Genomic DNA, 18,059 nt, shown 5'->3' with positions numbered 1-18,059 from the left:
CAGATCCTTCTGATATTACTCAAAAAATGCTTGATAAAATGGCGGAAGTATATAATATGCCAAAGAAATTCTTTTTTTTGGAAACTAATTCCCTTTTAGAAAGGAACTATAACGATGAATAAAGATATTAAGCTTTTTGATTTTGAAGGATCCCACATAAGGATCGTATTGATTAATGATCAGCCTTGGTTTGTTGGAAAAGATATAGCAGAGATTCTTGGATATGCTAGTCCACGATCAGCAATTAGCAAAAATGTACCAGACAAATTTAAAGGTGTTGCCGAAATGGAAACACCTAGTGGAATGCAGAATATGACAATAATTTCTGAGCCTGGTCTTTATAAATTGATTTTTAAATCTCATGCTCCAAACGCTGAAAGATTTAATGACTTTGTAGCTGAAGAAATACTTCCAGCGATCCGCAAACACGGAGCATACATGACGCCTGAGAAGATCCAGGAAGTACTGCTTAATCCTGACACGATCATTCAATTGGCTACTGAATTGAAAAAGGAACGAGAAGGCAGGTTGATTGCTGAACAACGTGTTAACGAACTTCAGCCAAAGGCGACTTACTATGACAAGGTTTTAGCGAACCCTTCATTAGTAACTATTAGCGCAATTGCTAAGGATTATGGAATGTCGGCAATGAGAATGAATAAGTTATTGCATGAGCTAAAAGTTCAATTTAAGCAAGGCACAACTTGGCTATTATATGCGAAATACCAACAAACAGGCTGGACTCATTCCAACACAACAATGGTGACATTAAAGGATGGAACTGAGAAAGCTGTACTGAATACTAAATGGACTCAAAAAGGCCGTTTAGGTTTGTATGAGTTGCTTAAGGCTAATGGTTATTTACCTTTAATCGAAAAAGATCAACCAGCCTAAGGAGTGATCAACATGGTTAAACAAAAAAAGCCATCAAATGATGACATAGATGAAAAAGTTAAACAGTTTGATCGAAAAGTAATTGGTGATTACCTAATTCCATTTGTTGTTAGTTTAGTTACCACATTACTCACTTTGGCAGCATTGTATGCAAGATAAATGGAATTAGTTGAGTTGTTAAGAGGGTAGTTATAACTGAAACAATTATAGGCACTAGAACACTTCTAAGAAGAAATTTTCTAAATTGTTCATGTTGTTCTTGAAAATAATGCTCACCTTCCGGTGATAGAGAATAATTAAAATCAACCATATTAGTTATGTGATTCTTAACTTTATTTACTGGATAAATTTGAACTAATCCTTTATCTACAAGATCTTTGATCAAATAAGGGTCTTTAGTAATTATAGGATCATTATGATTTATCGACTTATATTTGGCTAACTTCTTTAAAAGAACACGTTCAGCGCGTATGGTTTCAATCATATTAATGCCTTCTTTCTCAAAATTAATTTTATCAGATGTTAGGAGTGATCAACATGCAAGTAGCACTTGATGAAACTTCAATGATTGAACTCATTGATCAAGTAATGAAGAAGCGTGGCTATGTTCCTGAAGAACAAATTGTAGGAAGAACAATCAATGTTCAGGAATTTGCCAAAAAGTATTGCAAACCACATGGACAGGCTTGGGTTAAGCGAAACATTTTATATGTTTTTAAACCCGACTGGGTAAGCAATATCCATCCTGGCAGAGGTGGAAAGATGACTATCTTTGAATATCCTGCTGCCATTTGGATGAATGAACATAGGAAGGAGATTGATTGGGATGCTAAGTAGAGATCAACACTTGGGCTTAGTGATTGCCTTGGGTTTCATTCTGTTCTGGTTGGGATCATTTATCTTAATCTAGCGAGGTATGACTTTGATAGAAAAAATATTGATCTTGCTAATGATTATGGCAACAGGATTTGTAACATTCTTAACGATTAAAGTAATTAGTACGGGAGATAGCAATTACCTGTTGATTATGGTTCCAATCGTTATGTTGTTATTGATGTTAATTATTGTAGGAGGTAATGAATAATGCGAATACCAAAACGACAAAGCCAAAAAACAAAAGAAGGATTGATTGCTGCAAGCAATGCAATTTATGATCCTTTGAAAAAGAAAAAAGCCGATCACGGCAATGATCGACTTAAATAAAAATATAACCAAAGGAAGTATAACACATGGAAACATTAATTGTTACGGTAGATGGCAAAGATTATCTCATTGGTGAAGATGGAGATTTTCAAAACTGTCAAGAATTTCTATGTTGGAGGCTATGTAATGTTGGAATTTTACAGTTAGCTAAAGAGATGGATTATCCAACTTGGCAAGATTTATGTAAGAGCCTTTTTGACTCACTAAATAGAGATCCTTATTTTGTTGATGAACAAATAAAGAATTATTACCAAGGGAGGTATATAAGTAATGAGACTTACTGATTTTAGCGATTGGGTTCATTCAATACAAGCAGAAATTCCTAAGTGGGAAGATGAGCTTATCGAAGAAGCCAAAACTCAAGGAACGTACCAAAAAGGATTAAATTGGCTTAAGTCAATTGAGCCGGATTTTCCTTCAACATATGGTGCTAGCCCTGAAGAGTATGTAGCTCAACTTACAAGGATCATACCTGAAGAAGCTTATCGCAAGTTACTACAAGAAGCTAAGGACCAACCTATAAAGGAGAAATAACATGCCTAAATTTAAATGGACTGAGGAAGATAATCAAGCTTTTCGCTGGTTAATCTATGGTGCTTCGGGAGTAGGTAAAACTACTGAAAGTAAATATCTTAAAGGAAAAACTTATTTGTTATCTCTTGATGAATCGTTTAAGAGGATAAATTACTGGAAACAACATAAGGAAAATATTTGGATTCTGGATCCTGATAAACCTATTGAAGATATACAAGATTTTGTCAGGGATTTTAATCCAAATGATTATGACAATTTAGTTGTAGATAACGTATCTAATTTGCAAAAGATGTGGTTTATTGAAAAAGCCAAAGAAACAAAGAATGGATTAGATAATCAAATTGCTCACTACAACGAATTTGTAAACTGGATAATCAGATTTATTAGTCACATATTTCATTGGAAAATTAATATTTACGTAACAGCATGGGAAGAAATGACAAATGTTACAGATGCTAATGGCCAAAAGTTTATGCAATATGGTCCAGATCTTAGAGACAAAGCTAGAGACTATTTAATGGGAAATTGTGATGTTGTTGGTAGACTGATCCAAAATCCTAAAAACGGTGAACGTGGGATTATTTTGCAAGGCGATATTGGAACTTATGCTAAGAATCGTTTAGATAACAGAAAAGCGGTGAAAGCTAGTGACCTATTCACTATATCCCTATCAACAGAAGATAGTGAATCAGACAAGACAGCAGCTGATGCATAATCATAAAAGTGTAATGATTGTCAGTCCTCCAGGATCAGGAAAATCAGTAATTATTGCTGAAATTGCAAGACTAGCAACAAACAAAGGTAATAGAATTTTATTCTTTGTTCACAGAAAAGAACTAGTTAAGCAAATCAAAGATTCATTTAAGCAGAATGATGTTGATTTGAATAGATGCATTATTTCCACAGTGGGAAAAATCGCTAATCACTTAAAAGAAATCCCGAAACCTCAATTGATTATCATTGATGAAGCACATCATACTCGTGCAGGACAGTACATGAAGATCATCAATTATTTTAGCAATGTTCCTAGATTAGGATTTACAGCTACACCATGGCGAATGTCTGGTAAAGGATTTACAGATATATATGATGTCATGGTTGAAGGGATGCAAGTTCAGGAATTAATTGATAATAAAAAATTGGCACCTTACTTGTATATATCTAGGAAGCTTGGTGATTATAAAAAATTACAATCATATTCAAACCAAGATTATACAAGTAAATCAATGGCTAAATTTATTAAAACAATAAATTTTGGGGATATGTTAAAGACGTATCATCAACACGCTGAGGGGTTAAAAACAATTGTTTATACGCCTTCAATTAAAGCTGCAAAATTGGTAGCAGGTAAATTTATTGCTGATGGTATTCAAGCAGTTGAAGTTGATTCCAAAACTCCAACCAAAGTAAGAACCCAAATAATGAACAAATTTAGAACTGGTGAAATTCAAGTTCTAGTAAATGTAGATTTAGTTAGTGAGGGCTTTAATGTCCCAGATTGTCAATGTGTAATTATGCTAAGGCCTACTAAATCTTTAGTTTTATATCTGCAGCAGGCTATGAGATGTATGAGGTATCAGGATGGAAAAAAGGCTGTAATTATTGATCATGTAGGAAATTTTGAACAAAAAGAAGTAATTGGCAGTAGCAAAAGTAAAACAAAAGCTCCCTTTGGATTTCCACGGGATTACAGAGTTTGGACGCTTGAAGATAGAAAAAAAGCCACTCGAAAATCAGAAGATGATCTAAAAATAGCAATCTGTAAGAATTGTTTTGCAGTGTTTCCAGCAAGTTATTCCGAATGTCCTAATTGTGGAACTAAAATTGGAAAAACCAAAAAGAATGCAAAAGCCTTAAATTTGGAAGATAAAACTGAAATGGATATAGTAGACAATTCTGAAAAGCCAATTCTTTTTACAACAAATTACGTTATATTAGTCAATCCTAATGAAGCAAAAAGCATGGAAGAGCTTTATCAATATGCTAAAGCTAAAGGATATAAACCAGGTTGGGCTTACTACAAAGGTAAAGCATTAGGATTAATTAGATAGGAGAAATAAAAATGGGTTTATTTACAACTGATTATAAAGATTTAGACAAAAATACTTTGGTACCAGAAGGAATTTATGAATGCATTATTGATCATACTGAACCAGATGCAACTAAAAGCGGTGCAGAGTATATCAATATTGCATTAAGAATTAGAACCGACTTGGATCAAGCTATGCCTGATACCAATGGTAAACAACATAATAGATTAGTTTTTGCAAATATTTGGCGCAGAAAAAAGACTGGCGAATATGACCAATCGGAATTGAGTTATGTAATGAAGGCTGCAGGTGTTCCAGAAGGGGTGGAAGTTAGAGATTGGAATCATTGGTCACAACTGTTAACCGGTAAACCTGTGAGAGTAAAAGTCGCAATAAGTAAAGATGAATACAATGGCAGAACAACTGAAAGAAATCAAATATGGCCAAATTCATTTGCTGTAACTAAATATCCACTACAGGTACAAAGCAATCCATTTTCTGGTAATCAAGGCACTGAGGTTTTGACAAATGAAGACATTCCATTCTAATTACCAAAACATCCCTATTGAATTGCAAAATTTGAAGCAATGGGGAAACTTTGAATTAAAGTGGATAGAGTCGAGACATAAAAATACAAAAATTCCAATCAATTCTTATGATGGAACTAATGGTAAAAGCAATGATCCAAATACTTGGTCTGATTATGGAACAGCTGTTAGAGGAATCGAAAAGTTTGATCGTGCTGCTGGATTAGCATTTTATTTTGATAATGGATATGTAGGATTGGATATTGATAATATTGCTGATGATTTATATGATTATCGCAATGGAGCTCCAGATACTATTGTTAGCCAAATTATTGAATTGACTAATGGAACTTATATGGAAATCAGTCAATCAGGCAATGGAATCCATGCAATTTTTAAGGGAAAAATTCCTGGAAAAAGGCGAAGAAAAGGAAATTTTGAATTGTATGAATCTGGTAGATTCTTTGCTTTAACTGGAAATACCATTGGCAATAATCAAATTCAATCGCTTGATGAAACTGAGTTGAAAAAACTTTATGAGTTTTTATTTGGCAAGGATAAAGTTATTGAGCTTAATCCCAATCATCCAGTAGAAATCAATGATATGACTATTTCTGAAATTCTTTCAAAAATGTATGAATCTAAAAATGGTCAAATCATTAAGCTGTTTATGCAAGGCGGTTGGGAAAAATATTATCCTAGTCATTCTGAAGCAGATATTGCTTTTTGTAATTACTTAGCATTCTGGTGTGGTCGAGATTATTCCAAGATGGATCAAATTTTTAGAAACTCTAGTTTGATTCGTGATAAATGGGACGAAAAACACGGAGCTGTTACATACGGACAAGCAACTTTAAATAAAGCAATTAATGAAACGCAAAATGTTTATAAAGGATCAGCTGAAAATAACTATGATTATTCGTTTGCATTCAACAAACCTTTAAAAAGCAAAGATAAAGTAGAGCATCCTCCACGGTCATGGGATGATATGGGTATGGCTCTAAGGTTTAAAGATCAATTTGGTGATAGGTTTCGTTGGTCTATGGTTGATAGAATTTGGTATTCATACAATGGTAGTTATTGGAGCGAGGATAATAATGGACTAGCTGAAAAAGCCGGTGATGTAGTAATTAATTCTTTGAAAGATGAAACTATTGTTGTTCCTGAAAATACTAGTGATAAAGATCAAGAAAAAATTGCCAAAGCATGGGATAAGTTTTGTAAACGTGAAAGATCACTCCAAGCTCACACCAATATGCTTAAAGGTGCAAGGCACTTGCTGCCTGTTCAGCACTCAGAATGGGATAAAGAAGCAATGCTTTTAAATACACCTAGTGGCTATGTCGATCTTACCAATGGTGTATTACACGATCATGATGTATCAAAGATGTTTACTCAGGAAACTGGTGTTGAATATAGCGATACATACGATTGTCCAACATGGAAAGCATTCTTGAATCAGATTTTTCAGGGTGATAAAGAATTGATTCACTATGTTCAAAAAGTTATTGGATACAGTCTAACTGGATCAATTGTTGAACAAGTAATGTTTGTTTTAAATGGCAATGGTCGAAATGGTAAATCAGTATTAATGAACATTGTGGCCTTTATATCAGGTGGCTATGCTAAAACCATGAATGCTAGTTCAATCATGAAAAAATATGGCTCACAGGGTGCTAATTCAGATATTGCACGATTAGAGGGAGCAAGGGTTGTTATCAGTTCCGAAGCTAATGAAGGCGACCGACTTGATGAATCTTTGGTAAAACAAATGACAGGTGGGGATACCATAGTTGCTAGATATCAATATGGTAAAGATTTTGAATTCAAGCCGATTTTTAAACTTTGGATGGCTACTAACCATAAACCAACAATCTATGGAACAGATGATGGTATTTGGCGAAGAATGATAATAATTCCTTTTAAATATAAAATTCCTGATGATAAGGTTGATAAGCATTTGGAAGATAAACTAAAAGCTGAAGCTGTTGGAATTCTTAATTGGGCTATTGAAGGCGCAATGATGTGGCAACGTGAAGGACTCAAAGAGCCATTAGCTGTTAAACAGGCAAGCAATGAATATCGTGAAGAAATGGACGTTATTCAATCGTTTATCAATGATAGATGCATTGTTGCCGATGGTGAGCTTGTTAAGTCTAGTGAACTTTTTAAAGAATATAGAGAATGGGCTAAAGATACAAATAACTATGAAATGAATAGTCGTAAATTTGGTCAAGAGATTGGAAAAAGATTTGAAAAGAAGCGTTTAAACAGCGGAAACTTTTATTTGGGTATTGATATAGATAAAAATCAGGGTTATCAATTCAATATGGTGTAGCTTAATGTATGATCATACACTAGCCTAAAACTCAAGTGGGATGCGGGTTGGGAGTGGTTTTGAGTTTTTAAAGTGTAGGATGTGTATCTTTTTTTATAACTTTTTATATTTTATATATTTATTTTTCTTTTCTCTTTTATTAGAAAAAAGGTACACTTCATACACCAAATGGCTTTAAACGTCTATATATCAACGTTTATAGCAGTGTATGATAAACGCTTTATCATACACTAAAGATACACCATCATACACTACTCAAAGTGTGGATATAGGAGCAACAAACAATGAAACATGGATTTTTAGTGAAATTAGTCGATAAAGAAACAATTCTGCTAACTGATACAGATTATGACTGGGAAATTTACAACAAAGCAGATAATTGTTTCATTCAAGGATATGGAATTGAAGATTACAATCCTTTTATGTCTTTCAGTCAAAGGGATGTTAAAGAACTATATATTAATCTAGATAACATTTTGTATGTAAAACAGGTGAAGTATGAACTCAAAAAATGATTGTAATTATTGTGGTGGCTAAAAATGCTAGTTAAAGGTAAAGAATTAAATCGTGATAACGTTCAAGACTGGTCGAATATAGAACTGCATATGTTTGAATATGCTTTAAAAAATAATCTTAAAGGTGAAAGCCATCTACTCTATCGATTGGTTAAGAACGAACAAAACAGAAGAACTGCAGTAAACGATATTAATAATAGATTTCGCAAAAATGCGGAATTTCTTATTCAATCGCTAGGAGGCAATGATGACTGATAATTTTAAATCTTATACAGATAAATTATCTGACATTCTAGAAAAAAAGAATGAGGCTTATGGCAATTCCTTTGATAAGTCATTAGACGACTTAGGATTAATTGCCGGAGTTACTAGAATTTATGATAAGCAAAATAGATTAATTAATTTGGTTAAAAATCCAAAAATTGACGATTTAGGTGAAAGCTTAACAGATACTTTAACGGATTTAGCCGGTTATGCAATTTTAATGGTGAGGTATTTGGATGCTAGAAGAAATCGATAATTTAATTTCAATGATGCTGCCTGATCAAGCTGATAATTTTTATTATTCGCTTGGAGAGTGGCACAATTTGGGTAATGTAAAAAAGCTCAATGTTAATCTTAGGTTTGAAGATGACTATGGTAAAAAAGCTAAGTGGAAATTGTTATTCATTTGGGATCCTAAAACAGATTCTGTAAATCTCTATTTACCTAAAGATAAATTGGAAGATTTCACTACTTTTAAACGTCATATTGGACCAGATGGAAATTGGAATTATTTTGATGTCTATGATTTTGAGTGAACATGAGATACAGAAGCGTATTCAGGTGGCAGTTTCCAGAAATGGCTGCACGATTTTTAGAACTAATGTAGGAAAGGTAAAAACTGCAGATGGCCGGTGGTTTGATACAGGACTGCCCAAAGGATTTCCGGATTTAATGGGATTTAGATGGTCAGATGGTCGGATATTCTTTATTGAAGTTAAATCTGCAACTGGTAAGCCTAGACCGGAACAGATTACTTTCCACAGATTTCTTCAATCACATCAAGTTATTCATGGAATTGCTAGAAGTACTGAAGATGCTTTAAAAATTATAAATGAAAGTCTGGTGGGCTATGGATTCTAGAATTTTAGAGTTATTGCACCAAGTTGAATTGGAATATGGTTCTGTTGCTAAATGTCCTGATGATGATCAACGGTTGCTAGAAGCTAGATCAATCTTACTTGCTAAAGAAAAGCCTGATGATACTACTGAAAAAGTAAAAGCATTAATCATTAAAGGCTATTCCCTTAATGAAGTTTGCAAGAAATTGAAGCTAGGTATAGCAAAGCTCAATAAAATCAAAGAGCAGAACCAATTGTTGACTAGGCCCCAATTTAGGTATGTAGCTACAAAAGGTAAATACAGAATTCATGGTGCAAACATGGCTTCAATCGCTAGAGCACTTGGATATAAAACTAGATTATCTGCAATAAAAAGCAATGGTTGGCTTCTTTGGGCAGAAAGGCGACGATGGGAGCAGATTGATGATGGAGAATACTACATAGATCCAGATGAAGAAAATATTTATGTAAAACGTGGGATCGATTCTTACAGAAAGCACAGGATTTATAACTTGATGGAGTGAGTACATGTACAGTGATGAATTTTTCGATAAAATCGATGAAAAGAAAACACTTGATAGAGTAGCAAGATTTTTTAGCGATGATTTAGATCGCTTGCTTGCTCTTAGTGGTAACAATCGTACATATATTACATCTCCAAATTTAGAAGATCCTGGAACATCTAGCAATACCAATTCACGTGATGCTATGCTTATCAATGGAATTACAACACAGTTAACTGTGGATGCTACTGTAACAGCAATCAATCACTGCTCTTATAATTCCCAAGTCATTCTAAAAAACCTCCTTATTAATAAACATACTTGGGCAGAGATTGAACGGATGCTTTACAGCAGTCATTCGAAAGTGGCAGCACTCAGAAAAAAAGCGCTGTTTGAATTTGCGGATAACTTTACTTATCAACAAGTAAAATTCCATTGTAAGCCTGTTGTTGATCTACATGTTTATGCTTAATAAAAAGTACAACTTAGATACAAATAGAGTACAACATAGCGGATTAAGCGTTGTATTATAGTAGTATCGAAAGATGTGGAAATATCCCCCCAAAGATTTCGATAAATAACAATTTATTTTTCTTCAAGGATGATATTTGTACGTAAAATTTATAGGTAAAATTTCATCAATTGGCTACAACCGATGTGTACACGGGGCAGGTGGAAATCCTGCATCATCCTTAGTGATGTTAGCAAGCGTCAGTAAATAAGTTGCACCTTCGTTTTAATTTTAAATTGGCGCACATGAAAATTCGAATGAGTAAAAAAGACACGTCCGACTATTGCAGTTACGGTGGTATGGGTGTAAGTCCCATCACGGTTTTAATGAGAACATTGGAATAGCCTTAATTTTTATTAAAAGCATCAAAATTTAGAAAATGGGTTGTAGGTTCTAGTCCTATGTTTCTCATGGCCTTGCTAAGCTATAACAATTCCGTCCTCCTTGAAAGAACGAAACCACGAATTAGCAAGGCTTTCTGGTAAGATATGCAAATGGTTAACGCTGACAGTCTGTAAAACTGTTGCCTTATGGCTTTGTAGGTTCGAATCCTACTCTTACCATTTGTCCGTGATGACATAAAACTAAAAAATATTTGTCTCAAAATTCTGGCAGTTTTAAAAAATTAGGCAAGAAATTTATTTTTTTGTACAATCACTGTAAACAATAAGGAATTAGGAGGCAAATCTAATGTCAAAAGTAATTAAAGAAATCAAACCAACTAATGAGGAAAAAGAATCCACTAATAATGAAGGCAAGGAAAAGGAAGGATTGAAGGAGAACTTTCTCAAGAAACTTAAACAAATATATAGCTGGATGAATGATAATGGCAGTTATGTCATTCAGGGAATCATTTTAGTTTATCTACTACGACTTTTTTCTGATGCGGTTTATTCACTAGGCTTAAATAATAAGAATTTTGATTGGCTGTTCTTTTTCGACAATATCATTCAAACAACATTTGTATTTTCTGCCATCTTAAGTGTGATGTTGATGATTTTGACTATGATTTCAACGTCTCATGCTGATTTATATTATATGGGGTTGTTGATTGCTTTAAATATTTTGATGCTTGTATATTTACTGTTGTTTAAAGGAAAGTACTGGTTTATCGCAACGTATATTTTGGATATTATAATTGGTATTTTCTTTATTTACAGTAAATCAAAAAACAAAGAGAAAAAAGAAAAGCGGAAAATTGATGTTACTAGTCTATTGACAATTGTAGTTCCAGCATTGGCAACGATTGTTGCAGCTTTTATAAGTAAATAGATATTTTTAAGTCAGCTAATTAAGCTGGCTTTTTATTTTGCATAAATTTAAGGCGGTGGTGAAATGGTGTGAAAAATAAAATGTCCGAAAAAGGGGCTTTCCAAAAATTAAATAAAAAGCGTCAAAAGGCTGTAGAAATGGTATTTGAGCACCGTTTTACTAATGCCGAAATCGGCACTGAAATTGGTGTTGATGAAAAAACTATTAGGCGTTGGAAAAAAGATCCTGACTTTATACGTGGCTTACATGACTATAGCCTTAATAAGCTAAATAGCGCATTGCCTTTAGCTGTTCAGCAATCTTATGAATTATTGGAAAATCCGAAAACATCTGCAATGGTTAAATTTCAACTCATTCAAATGCTTTTTAAATACGCTAATTTATTATCTGATAATTCAACACCTGAATTAGATAAAGCTAGAATTCGTAAAGCTAATGCTGATGCTCGTGTGGCAGAAGCTAGAGCAAATGTTGTGGAACGTTTAGGCAGCGAGGGTGATGATAAACTTGATGAACTTATGAATAAGTTGATTAGTGAAAGCGACAAAAAGTAACATGGCGTTAAACGATTTATTTACAAAGAAACAGCAAAAGGTGCTTCAATCTTATTTGAATGATGATTGGAAGTATCTTTTTTTGATTGGCGCAGTTCGATCAGGTAAAACATATATTTCAAATTGGATGCTATTGCTTGAATTAAAACGGGTCGCAAAATTAGCAAAGAAAAACAATGTTAAACGACCAATTTATATATTGGCTGGATATTCTAGTAACTCGATTTATACAAACATCATTGCTTCAATTGAAAATGAATTCGGTATCAGCATCCCTGTTGATAGGCATGGGCATTATTCGTTATTGGGAGTTGAAATTGTTCCTGCATATACAGGCTCAGTCCGTGGTATTGGTTCTATTCGTGGTGCTACTGCTTATGGTGCTTTGATTGATGAAGCGACTTTAGCAGATCAAGGCGTATTTCAAGAAATAATTAACCGTTGCTCTGTTGAAGGAGCAAGAATCCTAATAACCAGTAATCCAGATAGTCCTACAAATTTTATTAAGACAGATTACTTGGACAACAAAGACCCTAAGGCACGTATTAAAGTATTCAATTTTACAATCTTTGATAATACTTTTTTATCCAAAGATTATGTTGATTCTTTAGTAGCTGCTACGCCTTCTGGAATGTATACAGATCGAATGATCTATGGCAAGTGGGTTAGTGCTGAAGGACAAATATTTAGTGATTTCAATATTGAAACCATGACTATCACAACTGATCAGTTACCAGAAATGACTAAATATTATGCATCAATTGACTGGGGTTTTGGCAAAGGGCACAAAGGCGTTATTCAATTGTTTGGTGATGATGACAAAGGCACATCCTATTTGATTAAGGAATGGGCACATGAGCATAGATTCATTGATTATTGGATAGATATTGCCCAAGAGATTAAACAAAAATATGGAAATATCGTCTTTTGGGCTGATTCGGCTCGTGTTGATTATGTAAATCAAATGCAAGTTAACGGCATCAATTGTATTAATGCTAATAAAAATGTATTGAGTGGCTTGGAGTTTGTAGATAGTTATTTCAAACAAGGAAAATTAATTATTAACAAGGATGAAGCACCTAACTTGTTAAATACTATTTTCAATTATGTTTGGGATGATAAAAAAGAAGCCCCAATTAAAAAAGACGATGACAGCGAGGACTGCTTAAGGTATGGAATTTATTCAGAACATTATAAAGGAGGAGGTTACATCCCGTGGAATTAAAACAAATGCAAGAACTGATCAAAAATACCAGCACGCAACGTGCTGGTTTTTTGAAGCGTTATGAAAATGCATTGAAATATTATAGAAATGAAACTGATATTACAAGCAGAAACGATGGCAAATCCAAGTTGAATAAGGACGGCAAAGATGATCCATTACGTCATGCTGATAACCGTGTACCATCGAACTTCTACCAATTGCTTGTTGATCAAGAAGCAGGTTATGTGGCTACTGTTCCTCCTCAAATTGATGTTGGTAATGAAAAATATAATGAAGATATTGCTGAAGTTTTAGGTGATGATTTTGCCTTAACTGTAAATAACTTAGTGATTGATGCCAGTAATGCTGGTGTTGCATGGCTTCATTATTGGGTTGATCAGGATAATAACTTCAGATATGCAATTATTCCACCTAATCAGATAACTCCAATTTATTCAACTACTTTGGATAATAAGCTGTTAGGTGTATTAAGATCATACAAGCAGTTAGATTCTGATACTGGTAAGCTATTTGCGGTTCACGAATATTGGAATGATAAGGAAGCTACATTCTTTAAACAACCAACTTCTAATCTTGATAGCCTTGAACCATATAACAGCATTACTAGCTATGATATGAGCGCTGGCTATGAGACTGGTGTAAGTAACGTATTAAAGCATAATTTTGGACGTGTACCATTCATTGCATTTTCAAAAAATAAACTTAAGTTATCAGAGCTTAAGAAGTGTAAAGGCCTTATTGATGCTTATGATGACATTTACAATGGTTTCTTAAATGATATTGATGATATTCAGCAGGTAGTGCTGGTATTAAAGAATTATGGTGGCACATCACTTGATAAATTCATGCATGATCTGAAGGAAAACAAGGCCGTTAAGTTTAACAATGCAGGAAATGGTGATCAATCTGGTATTGATACACTGCAGATTGATATTCCGGTTGAAGCTAGAAATTCAGTATTGCAGACCACCAAAGAAAATATCTTCCTTTATGGTCAAGGCATTGATCCTGCTAACTTTAAGAATAGCAATGCTAGTGGTGTGGCGATTAAGATGCTGTATTCACATTTGGAACTAAAAGCTGGTATTACAGAATCAAACTTTAGACGTGGCATTAGTCAGCTTGTGAGAGCTATTATGAATTATCTGGGCATGAGGGATGCTGACAGCATCAAGATCTCCCAGATTTGGACTAGAACTCAGGTACAAGATGATTTAGCTAAGGCTCAAGAAATTGCCGCTGTTGCTAATTATTCAAGTAAAGAAGCAATTGCTAAATCAAATCCTATTGTTGATGATTGGCAACAAGAGCTTAAATATCAAAAAAATGATATTCAAAATAGTGACGGCTTTAGAGCGTCTCAGAGCTTTAATGATTCTGAAGATAAAGATTACTCTAATGATAATAAAAACGATTCTGATAAATCAGAGAAGGCAAATAAGAAGTCTAGTGATTAATTATGAACTCACAAGAATACTGGAAGAAACGTGCTCTCTTAGCTAAACAAAAAGAGATGGCTTCCAATGCTGAATATGAAATTGCTATGCGTTCTCGTCTTAAAGATCTTGAAAATGAATTTATTAAAGAATCCAAGAAATGGGTAACTAAATATGCTAATGAAAATAATCAGTCACTTAAAGAAGCGGCTGATTATTTAAATTCTATTGATACTAGTAAGTTTGATATGACATTGGCAGAGTTTGAAGCCAAGGCTAGAGCTGGTGGCTTTGAGAAAGAATTAAACTCTGCTTATTATAAAACTAGAATTGCTAGACTTCAGGAACTGTACAGACAATATCAAAAGTTAGCTGCTAGATATGCTGATAATGAAGAAGATAATATGGCCATTGGTTTAGCCAAACGGTATGAAGATACTTACCTATTGGAAAATTACAACAAATATCTAGTAGTAGGTGGCTTAGATGTTAACTTTGCTCACTTTAATGAACAAGAGTTAAAGGATATTGTTTATCAACCTTGGAAGGGTGGCAATTTTAGTAAAAGAATCTGGAACAATTACACCAAAGTAATGCCTGAAGTGTTAACTGATGTCATGTTTAGATCTACAGCTTTGGGATATTCTTACAATCGTGTTGAACGAATGCTAAGAGATAAGTTTCAAGGTGTGGTTAAATCCAATATCCATCGTTTAGTTATCACTGAAATGGGGCATGCTGCAGAAAAAGCTACAGCAGAGTTCTATGAAGATTCAGACATTGAGCAATATCAGTACTTAGCAACATTAGAAACTCATACATGTGAAGTTTGCGCACACTTAGATGAACGTGTCTTTAATGTTAAGGATGAAAAGGAGGGTGTTAATTATCCTTTGATGCATCCCTACTGCAGATGCACCACAGTTCCTTATATGAAAGACTTACCTGATATTCCAACACGGTGGTATCGTGATCCAGTTACTGGGAAAGGTAAATGGACACGTAATATGAATTATAGTGAATGGAAGCGAACTGTTAAAGAACAGCAATCAGAAAAGGAATATGCTGATTTAGTTGGTAAATTTGGTATACATGGCTTTCCTGAAAGTGCCAAAGAATATAACAAATTATTGTATAATAAACGTACAGGAAGAGCCTTGAATGCTTATGTTAAAGCAAGAGAGCGAGGCACTGTTGAACCTGTAGTTACTTATCAAGATTACATAGATGCTATGGATCGATTAAATGATGAAGTTGTAGGTACAACAGCATCAAATGGCCAAGTGGTAAAAGATTTTAGTGATCATTTAATTGATAGAATTTTTGGAGTAAAAAAGGATCCTCAAGGACATCGACGTGAAGGCGTATCGATAGATAAAATCAAGGAATTGTTACAAAGTGCAGAAAGAACAACTAGAATCGATTCAACACCTTTTAGAGATGATGATGCTTATGTTGTATTGAGTGATAAAGGCAGATTAGTTACAGTTGTTCCAAGAAAACGGAGGAATAAAAAATGGAAACACTAAGATTTAAAAAAGATGATTTCCAATTCATTAAAGAAAAATATCCTCAGTTGTATAAAATTTATAAAAATCCTTATGAAAAGAATGGAATCGTATATGTTCCACTTCCTTCTTATGATATCTATGAAAAATATTCAGATGAAACTGTAGGATGTATTGGAGATTCACTGAATGAGGCACATAGCGATTTAAATGAAGATGGTTTAAGGCTTGAAGCCGCTTGGGACTATGCAGATTGGTCAGAGGATTAGAATATGGCAAAAGATGATTATTTTGTATTAGTTTATAAACTTTTAGAAATTTTATATGCCATGCTTAAAAAAGGGAAAGTTATTACTGATGATGAATTAAAAGAGCTCAGTGATGGCTTACCACAGGAATATTGGGAATATATCTTAAAGAGCCTAGATAAAGAAGGTTATATTACTGGAATAGTTCCGATATATTCATTAAATGGTAACAGTATTAAAATCATCAATTTGCAAATTACACCTAAAGGAATTGAATATTTGCAAGATAATTCGAAAATGAAAAAAGCAAAGGAAGCTGTAAAGCATTTACCACAATGGCTTGCTTTAATTACTAAGTTTGCATAATAAATTAGGAGAATCGTTTAATGGCGGTTCTCTTTTTGTTTGCCCTGAGCATTGGCGTAAAACTGCTCTTTTTGTATGCCTTGTGAGAGGCGAACTCGTAGAAAACGTGTAAAAGGTAAGGAGAATTTATATGAAAAGAAATCAACTTAAAGATTTAGGACTTGATGAAAATCAAATCAAAGCTGTTATGGACTTGAATGGTGAAGATATTAATAATGCTAAGTCTGGTAATGATGCAATTGTTGAAGAAAATAATGCTTTAAAAGCTCAAATTGCTGAACGTGATAAAGATTTAAAGAATTTACGTAAGAATGCTAAGGATAATGAAGAATTATCAAACTCATACAAGGAATTGGAAACCAAGTATAAGAATGATACGGCAGATCTTACTAATAAATTAAATCAAACACGTCTTACTAGTGCTGTTGATCGTGCTTTAAATGCAAGCAAGGTCAGAGACACTAAGGCAATCAAAGGCTTCTTGGATATGGATAAGGTTAAGCTTGATGAACAAGGTAACCTATTAGGACTGGATGAACAAATTAAAGAAATTCACAAAACTGCACCATACATCTTTGATGAAGGTATTAAGCAGAACTATGAACCAAGTAATGGAACACCTGCTACTACTGATCCGGTTCAAGCTATGGTTGATGTTTTTAAGAAATAGAGGAGATTTATTAAATGGCAGAAGTTATTAACTATGCTGATGCATACCAAAGTGCTGTGCAACAAGCTTTTTATGATGGTCACTTATATAGTGCAGATTTATGGAACTCACCATCTAACTCAATGGTTAAGTTTGATGGAGCAAAACATATTAAAGTACCGCGTTTAACCATTACTGCAGGTCGTCAAGACCGTCAACGTAGAACTATTACAGGCTTTGCAGCTAATTACAGCAATGACTGGGATTCATACGAATTAACCAACGAACGTTACTGGAGTACTCTTGTAGATCCTTTGGATGTTGATGAAACTGATATGGTGGTTTCAATTGCTAATATTACTCGTCAATTTAACTTAGATTCAAAGATGCCTGAAAAGGACAGAGAAATGTTCTCTAAGCTATATCAACAAAAGGTTAAGTATGACGGTCAAGAGGGGGTTCACACTGAATCAGTTGATGAAACGAATGTTCTTAAGCTATTCGATGAAATGATGAGTAACTTTGATGAAGCTCGTATTCCAGCTCAAGGCCGTATCTTGTACGGTAAGTGTCAATATTTTTGCGGTAACCCATAAACCATTAGTCTAATCTTGCTTTCTTAAATATTTATATGATTTAAACT

General features: G+C 33.9%; 27 protein-coding genes and 1 tRNA gene. 27 read left to right on the top strand and 1 reads right to left on the bottom strand.

Annotation, left to right across the window (positions count from 1 at the left end; all coding sequences use genetic code 11):
* The first annotated feature begins 114 nt into the window (after positions 1-114).
* Entirely contained in the window at positions 115-894 is a 780-nt protein-coding gene (locus BN52_RS03115; RefSeq protein ID WP_008472733.1) for a phage antirepressor, read from the top strand.
* 12 nt (positions 895-906) lie between these two features.
* The gene (locus BN52_RS10075; protein ID WP_162260494.1) at positions 907-1,053 is read left to right on the top strand and encodes a hypothetical protein; all 147 of its coding nucleotides are present in this window, start codon (positions 907-909) and stop codon (positions 1,051-1,053) included.
* Here the strand turns inward: BN52_RS10075 and BN52_RS03110 are convergent.
* Positions 1,025-1,378: a hypothetical protein gene (locus BN52_RS03110; protein ID WP_008472731.1), complete on the bottom strand. Its 354-nt coding sequence runs from the start codon at positions 1,376-1,378 to the stop codon at positions 1,025-1,027. The genes BN52_RS10075 and BN52_RS03110 overlap by 29 nt on opposite strands.
* Positions 1,379-1,431: 53 nt before the next feature.
* Here BN52_RS03110 and BN52_RS03105 point away from each other — a divergent pair, with 53 nt between their 5' ends.
* The 25 genes from BN52_RS03105 to BN52_RS02990 all read left to right on the top strand — a co-directional run bounded on the left by BN52_RS03105 (position 1,432) and on the right by BN52_RS02990 (position 18,012).
* Positions 1,432-1,731, top strand: coding sequence for a hypothetical protein (locus BN52_RS03105; RefSeq protein ID WP_008472730.1), 300 nt, complete (start codon positions 1,432-1,434; stop codon positions 1,729-1,731).
* Positions 1,732-1,816: 85 nt separating this feature from the next.
* Positions 1,817-1,978, top strand: coding sequence for a hypothetical protein (locus BN52_RS10280; protein ID WP_157685042.1), 162 nt, complete (start codon positions 1,817-1,819; stop codon positions 1,976-1,978).
* 145 nt (positions 1,979-2,123) lie between these two features.
* Positions 2,124-2,381 (top strand): hypothetical protein, encoded by a 258-nt coding sequence (locus tag BN52_RS03100; protein WP_008472726.1) that lies wholly within the window; start codon positions 2,124-2,126, stop codon positions 2,379-2,381.
* Positions 2,368-2,631, top strand: coding sequence for a hypothetical protein (locus BN52_RS03095; protein ID WP_008472725.1), 264 nt, complete (start codon positions 2,368-2,370; stop codon positions 2,629-2,631). Before BN52_RS03100 ends, BN52_RS03095 begins: the two co-directional genes overlap by 14 nt.
* A 1-nt stretch (position 2,632) precedes the next feature.
* Positions 2,633-3,346, top strand: coding sequence for an AAA family ATPase (locus BN52_RS03090; protein WP_008472724.1), 714 nt, complete (start codon positions 2,633-2,635; stop codon positions 3,344-3,346).
* Positions 3,339-4,682, top strand: a complete 1,344-nt coding sequence (locus tag BN52_RS03085; RefSeq protein ID WP_008472723.1) for a DEAD/DEAH box helicase — start codon at positions 3,339-3,341, stop codon at positions 4,680-4,682. The genes BN52_RS03090 and BN52_RS03085 overlap by 8 nt, the downstream gene beginning before the upstream one ends.
* An 11-nt stretch (positions 4,683-4,693) precedes the next feature.
* Positions 4,694-5,209 carry a DUF669 domain-containing protein gene (locus tag BN52_RS03080; protein ID WP_008472721.1) on the top strand — a complete coding sequence of 172 codons (516 nt, stop codon included), beginning with the start codon at positions 4,694-4,696 and terminating at the stop codon, positions 5,207-5,209.
* A complete protein-coding gene (locus tag BN52_RS03075; RefSeq protein WP_008472720.1) occupies positions 5,190-7,526 on the top strand; it encodes a phage/plasmid primase, P4 family in 2,337 nt (778 codons plus the stop codon). Before BN52_RS03080 ends, BN52_RS03075 begins: the two co-directional genes overlap by 20 nt.
* Before the next feature lie 284 nt (positions 7,527-7,810).
* Positions 7,811-8,041 carry a hypothetical protein gene (locus tag BN52_RS03070; RefSeq protein WP_008472719.1) on the top strand — a complete coding sequence of 77 codons (231 nt, stop codon included), beginning with the start codon at positions 7,811-7,813 and terminating at the stop codon, positions 8,039-8,041.
* 24 nt (positions 8,042-8,065) lie between these two features.
* Positions 8,066-8,296 (top strand): hypothetical protein, encoded by a 231-nt coding sequence (locus tag BN52_RS03065; RefSeq protein ID WP_008472718.1) that lies wholly within the window; start codon positions 8,066-8,068, stop codon positions 8,294-8,296.
* Positions 8,289-8,561: a nucleotide modification associated domain-containing protein gene (locus tag BN52_RS03060; RefSeq protein ID WP_156640994.1), complete on the top strand. Its 273-nt coding sequence runs from the start codon at positions 8,289-8,291 to the stop codon at positions 8,559-8,561. The genes BN52_RS03065 and BN52_RS03060 overlap by 8 nt, the downstream gene beginning before the upstream one ends.
* Positions 8,542-8,841 carry a hypothetical protein gene (locus tag BN52_RS03055; RefSeq protein ID WP_008472716.1) on the top strand — a complete coding sequence of 100 codons (300 nt, stop codon included), beginning with the start codon at positions 8,542-8,544 and terminating at the stop codon, positions 8,839-8,841. The genes BN52_RS03060 and BN52_RS03055 overlap by 20 nt, the downstream gene beginning before the upstream one ends.
* Positions 8,828-9,166 carry a VRR-NUC domain-containing protein gene (locus tag BN52_RS03050; protein WP_008472715.1) on the top strand — a complete coding sequence of 113 codons (339 nt, stop codon included), beginning with the start codon at positions 8,828-8,830 and terminating at the stop codon, positions 9,164-9,166. Before BN52_RS03055 ends, BN52_RS03050 begins: the two co-directional genes overlap by 14 nt.
* Positions 9,156-9,668, top strand: a complete 513-nt coding sequence (locus tag BN52_RS03045; RefSeq protein WP_008472712.1) for a hypothetical protein — start codon at positions 9,156-9,158, stop codon at positions 9,666-9,668. The genes BN52_RS03050 and BN52_RS03045 overlap by 11 nt, the downstream gene beginning before the upstream one ends.
* Before the next feature lie 4 nt (positions 9,669-9,672).
* Positions 9,673-10,119, top strand: coding sequence for an ArpU family phage packaging/lysis transcriptional regulator (locus BN52_RS03040; RefSeq protein ID WP_008472711.1), 447 nt, complete (start codon positions 9,673-9,675; stop codon positions 10,117-10,119).
* 519 nt (positions 10,120-10,638) lie between these two features.
* Positions 10,639-10,721 (top strand) — tRNA-Tyr (locus BN52_RS03035).
* A gap of 127 nt (positions 10,722-10,848) precedes the next feature.
* Positions 10,849-11,430 carry a hypothetical protein gene (locus BN52_RS03030; RefSeq protein WP_008472710.1) on the top strand — a complete coding sequence of 194 codons (582 nt, stop codon included), beginning with the start codon at positions 10,849-10,851 and terminating at the stop codon, positions 11,428-11,430.
* A gap of 68 nt (positions 11,431-11,498) precedes the next feature.
* Positions 11,499-11,984: a phBC6A51 family helix-turn-helix protein gene (locus tag BN52_RS03025; protein WP_236698477.1), complete on the top strand. Its 486-nt coding sequence runs from the start codon at positions 11,499-11,501 to the stop codon at positions 11,982-11,984.
* Between the two features lies 1 nt (position 11,985).
* Positions 11,986-13,209, top strand: a complete 1,224-nt coding sequence (locus BN52_RS03020) for a PBSX family phage terminase large subunit (protein WP_008472708.1) — start codon at positions 11,986-11,988, stop codon at positions 13,207-13,209.
* Positions 13,200-14,666 (top strand): phage portal protein, encoded by a 1,467-nt coding sequence (locus BN52_RS03015; RefSeq protein WP_040473337.1) that lies wholly within the window; start codon positions 13,200-13,202, stop codon positions 14,664-14,666. Before BN52_RS03020 ends, BN52_RS03015 begins: the two co-directional genes overlap by 10 nt.
* A gap of 2 nt (positions 14,667-14,668) precedes the next feature.
* Positions 14,669-16,174, top strand: coding sequence for a minor capsid protein (locus tag BN52_RS09750; protein WP_008472705.1), 1,506 nt, complete (start codon positions 14,669-14,671; stop codon positions 16,172-16,174).
* Positions 16,162-16,422 carry a hypothetical protein gene (locus BN52_RS03005; RefSeq protein ID WP_008472704.1) on the top strand — a complete coding sequence of 87 codons (261 nt, stop codon included), beginning with the start codon at positions 16,162-16,164 and terminating at the stop codon, positions 16,420-16,422. The genes BN52_RS09750 and BN52_RS03005 overlap by 13 nt, the downstream gene beginning before the upstream one ends.
* A 3-nt stretch (positions 16,423-16,425) precedes the next feature.
* Positions 16,426-16,767, top strand: coding sequence for a YjcQ family protein (locus BN52_RS03000; protein WP_008472703.1), 342 nt, complete (start codon positions 16,426-16,428; stop codon positions 16,765-16,767).
* A 130-nt stretch (positions 16,768-16,897) separates the two neighbouring features.
* Positions 16,898-17,437 carry a phage scaffolding protein gene (locus BN52_RS02995; RefSeq protein ID WP_008472702.1) on the top strand — a complete coding sequence of 180 codons (540 nt, stop codon included), beginning with the start codon at positions 16,898-16,900 and terminating at the stop codon, positions 17,435-17,437.
* Between the two features lie 14 nt (positions 17,438-17,451).
* Positions 17,452-18,012 carry a hypothetical protein gene (locus tag BN52_RS02990; RefSeq protein WP_008472701.1) on the top strand — a complete coding sequence of 187 codons (561 nt, stop codon included), beginning with the start codon at positions 17,452-17,454 and terminating at the stop codon, positions 18,010-18,012.
* Positions 18,013-18,059 lie beyond the last annotated feature (47 nt).

Origin of the sequence: Lactobacillus gigeriorum DSM 23908 = CRBIP 24.85, assembly GCF_000296855.1 — a bacterium.
GTDB lineage: Bacteria > Bacillota > Bacilli > Lactobacillales > Lactobacillaceae > Lactobacillus > Lactobacillus gigeriorum.
The sequence above is the reverse complement of the archived record's forward strand: the minus strand, read 5'-3'. Positions and strand labels throughout refer to the sequence as shown.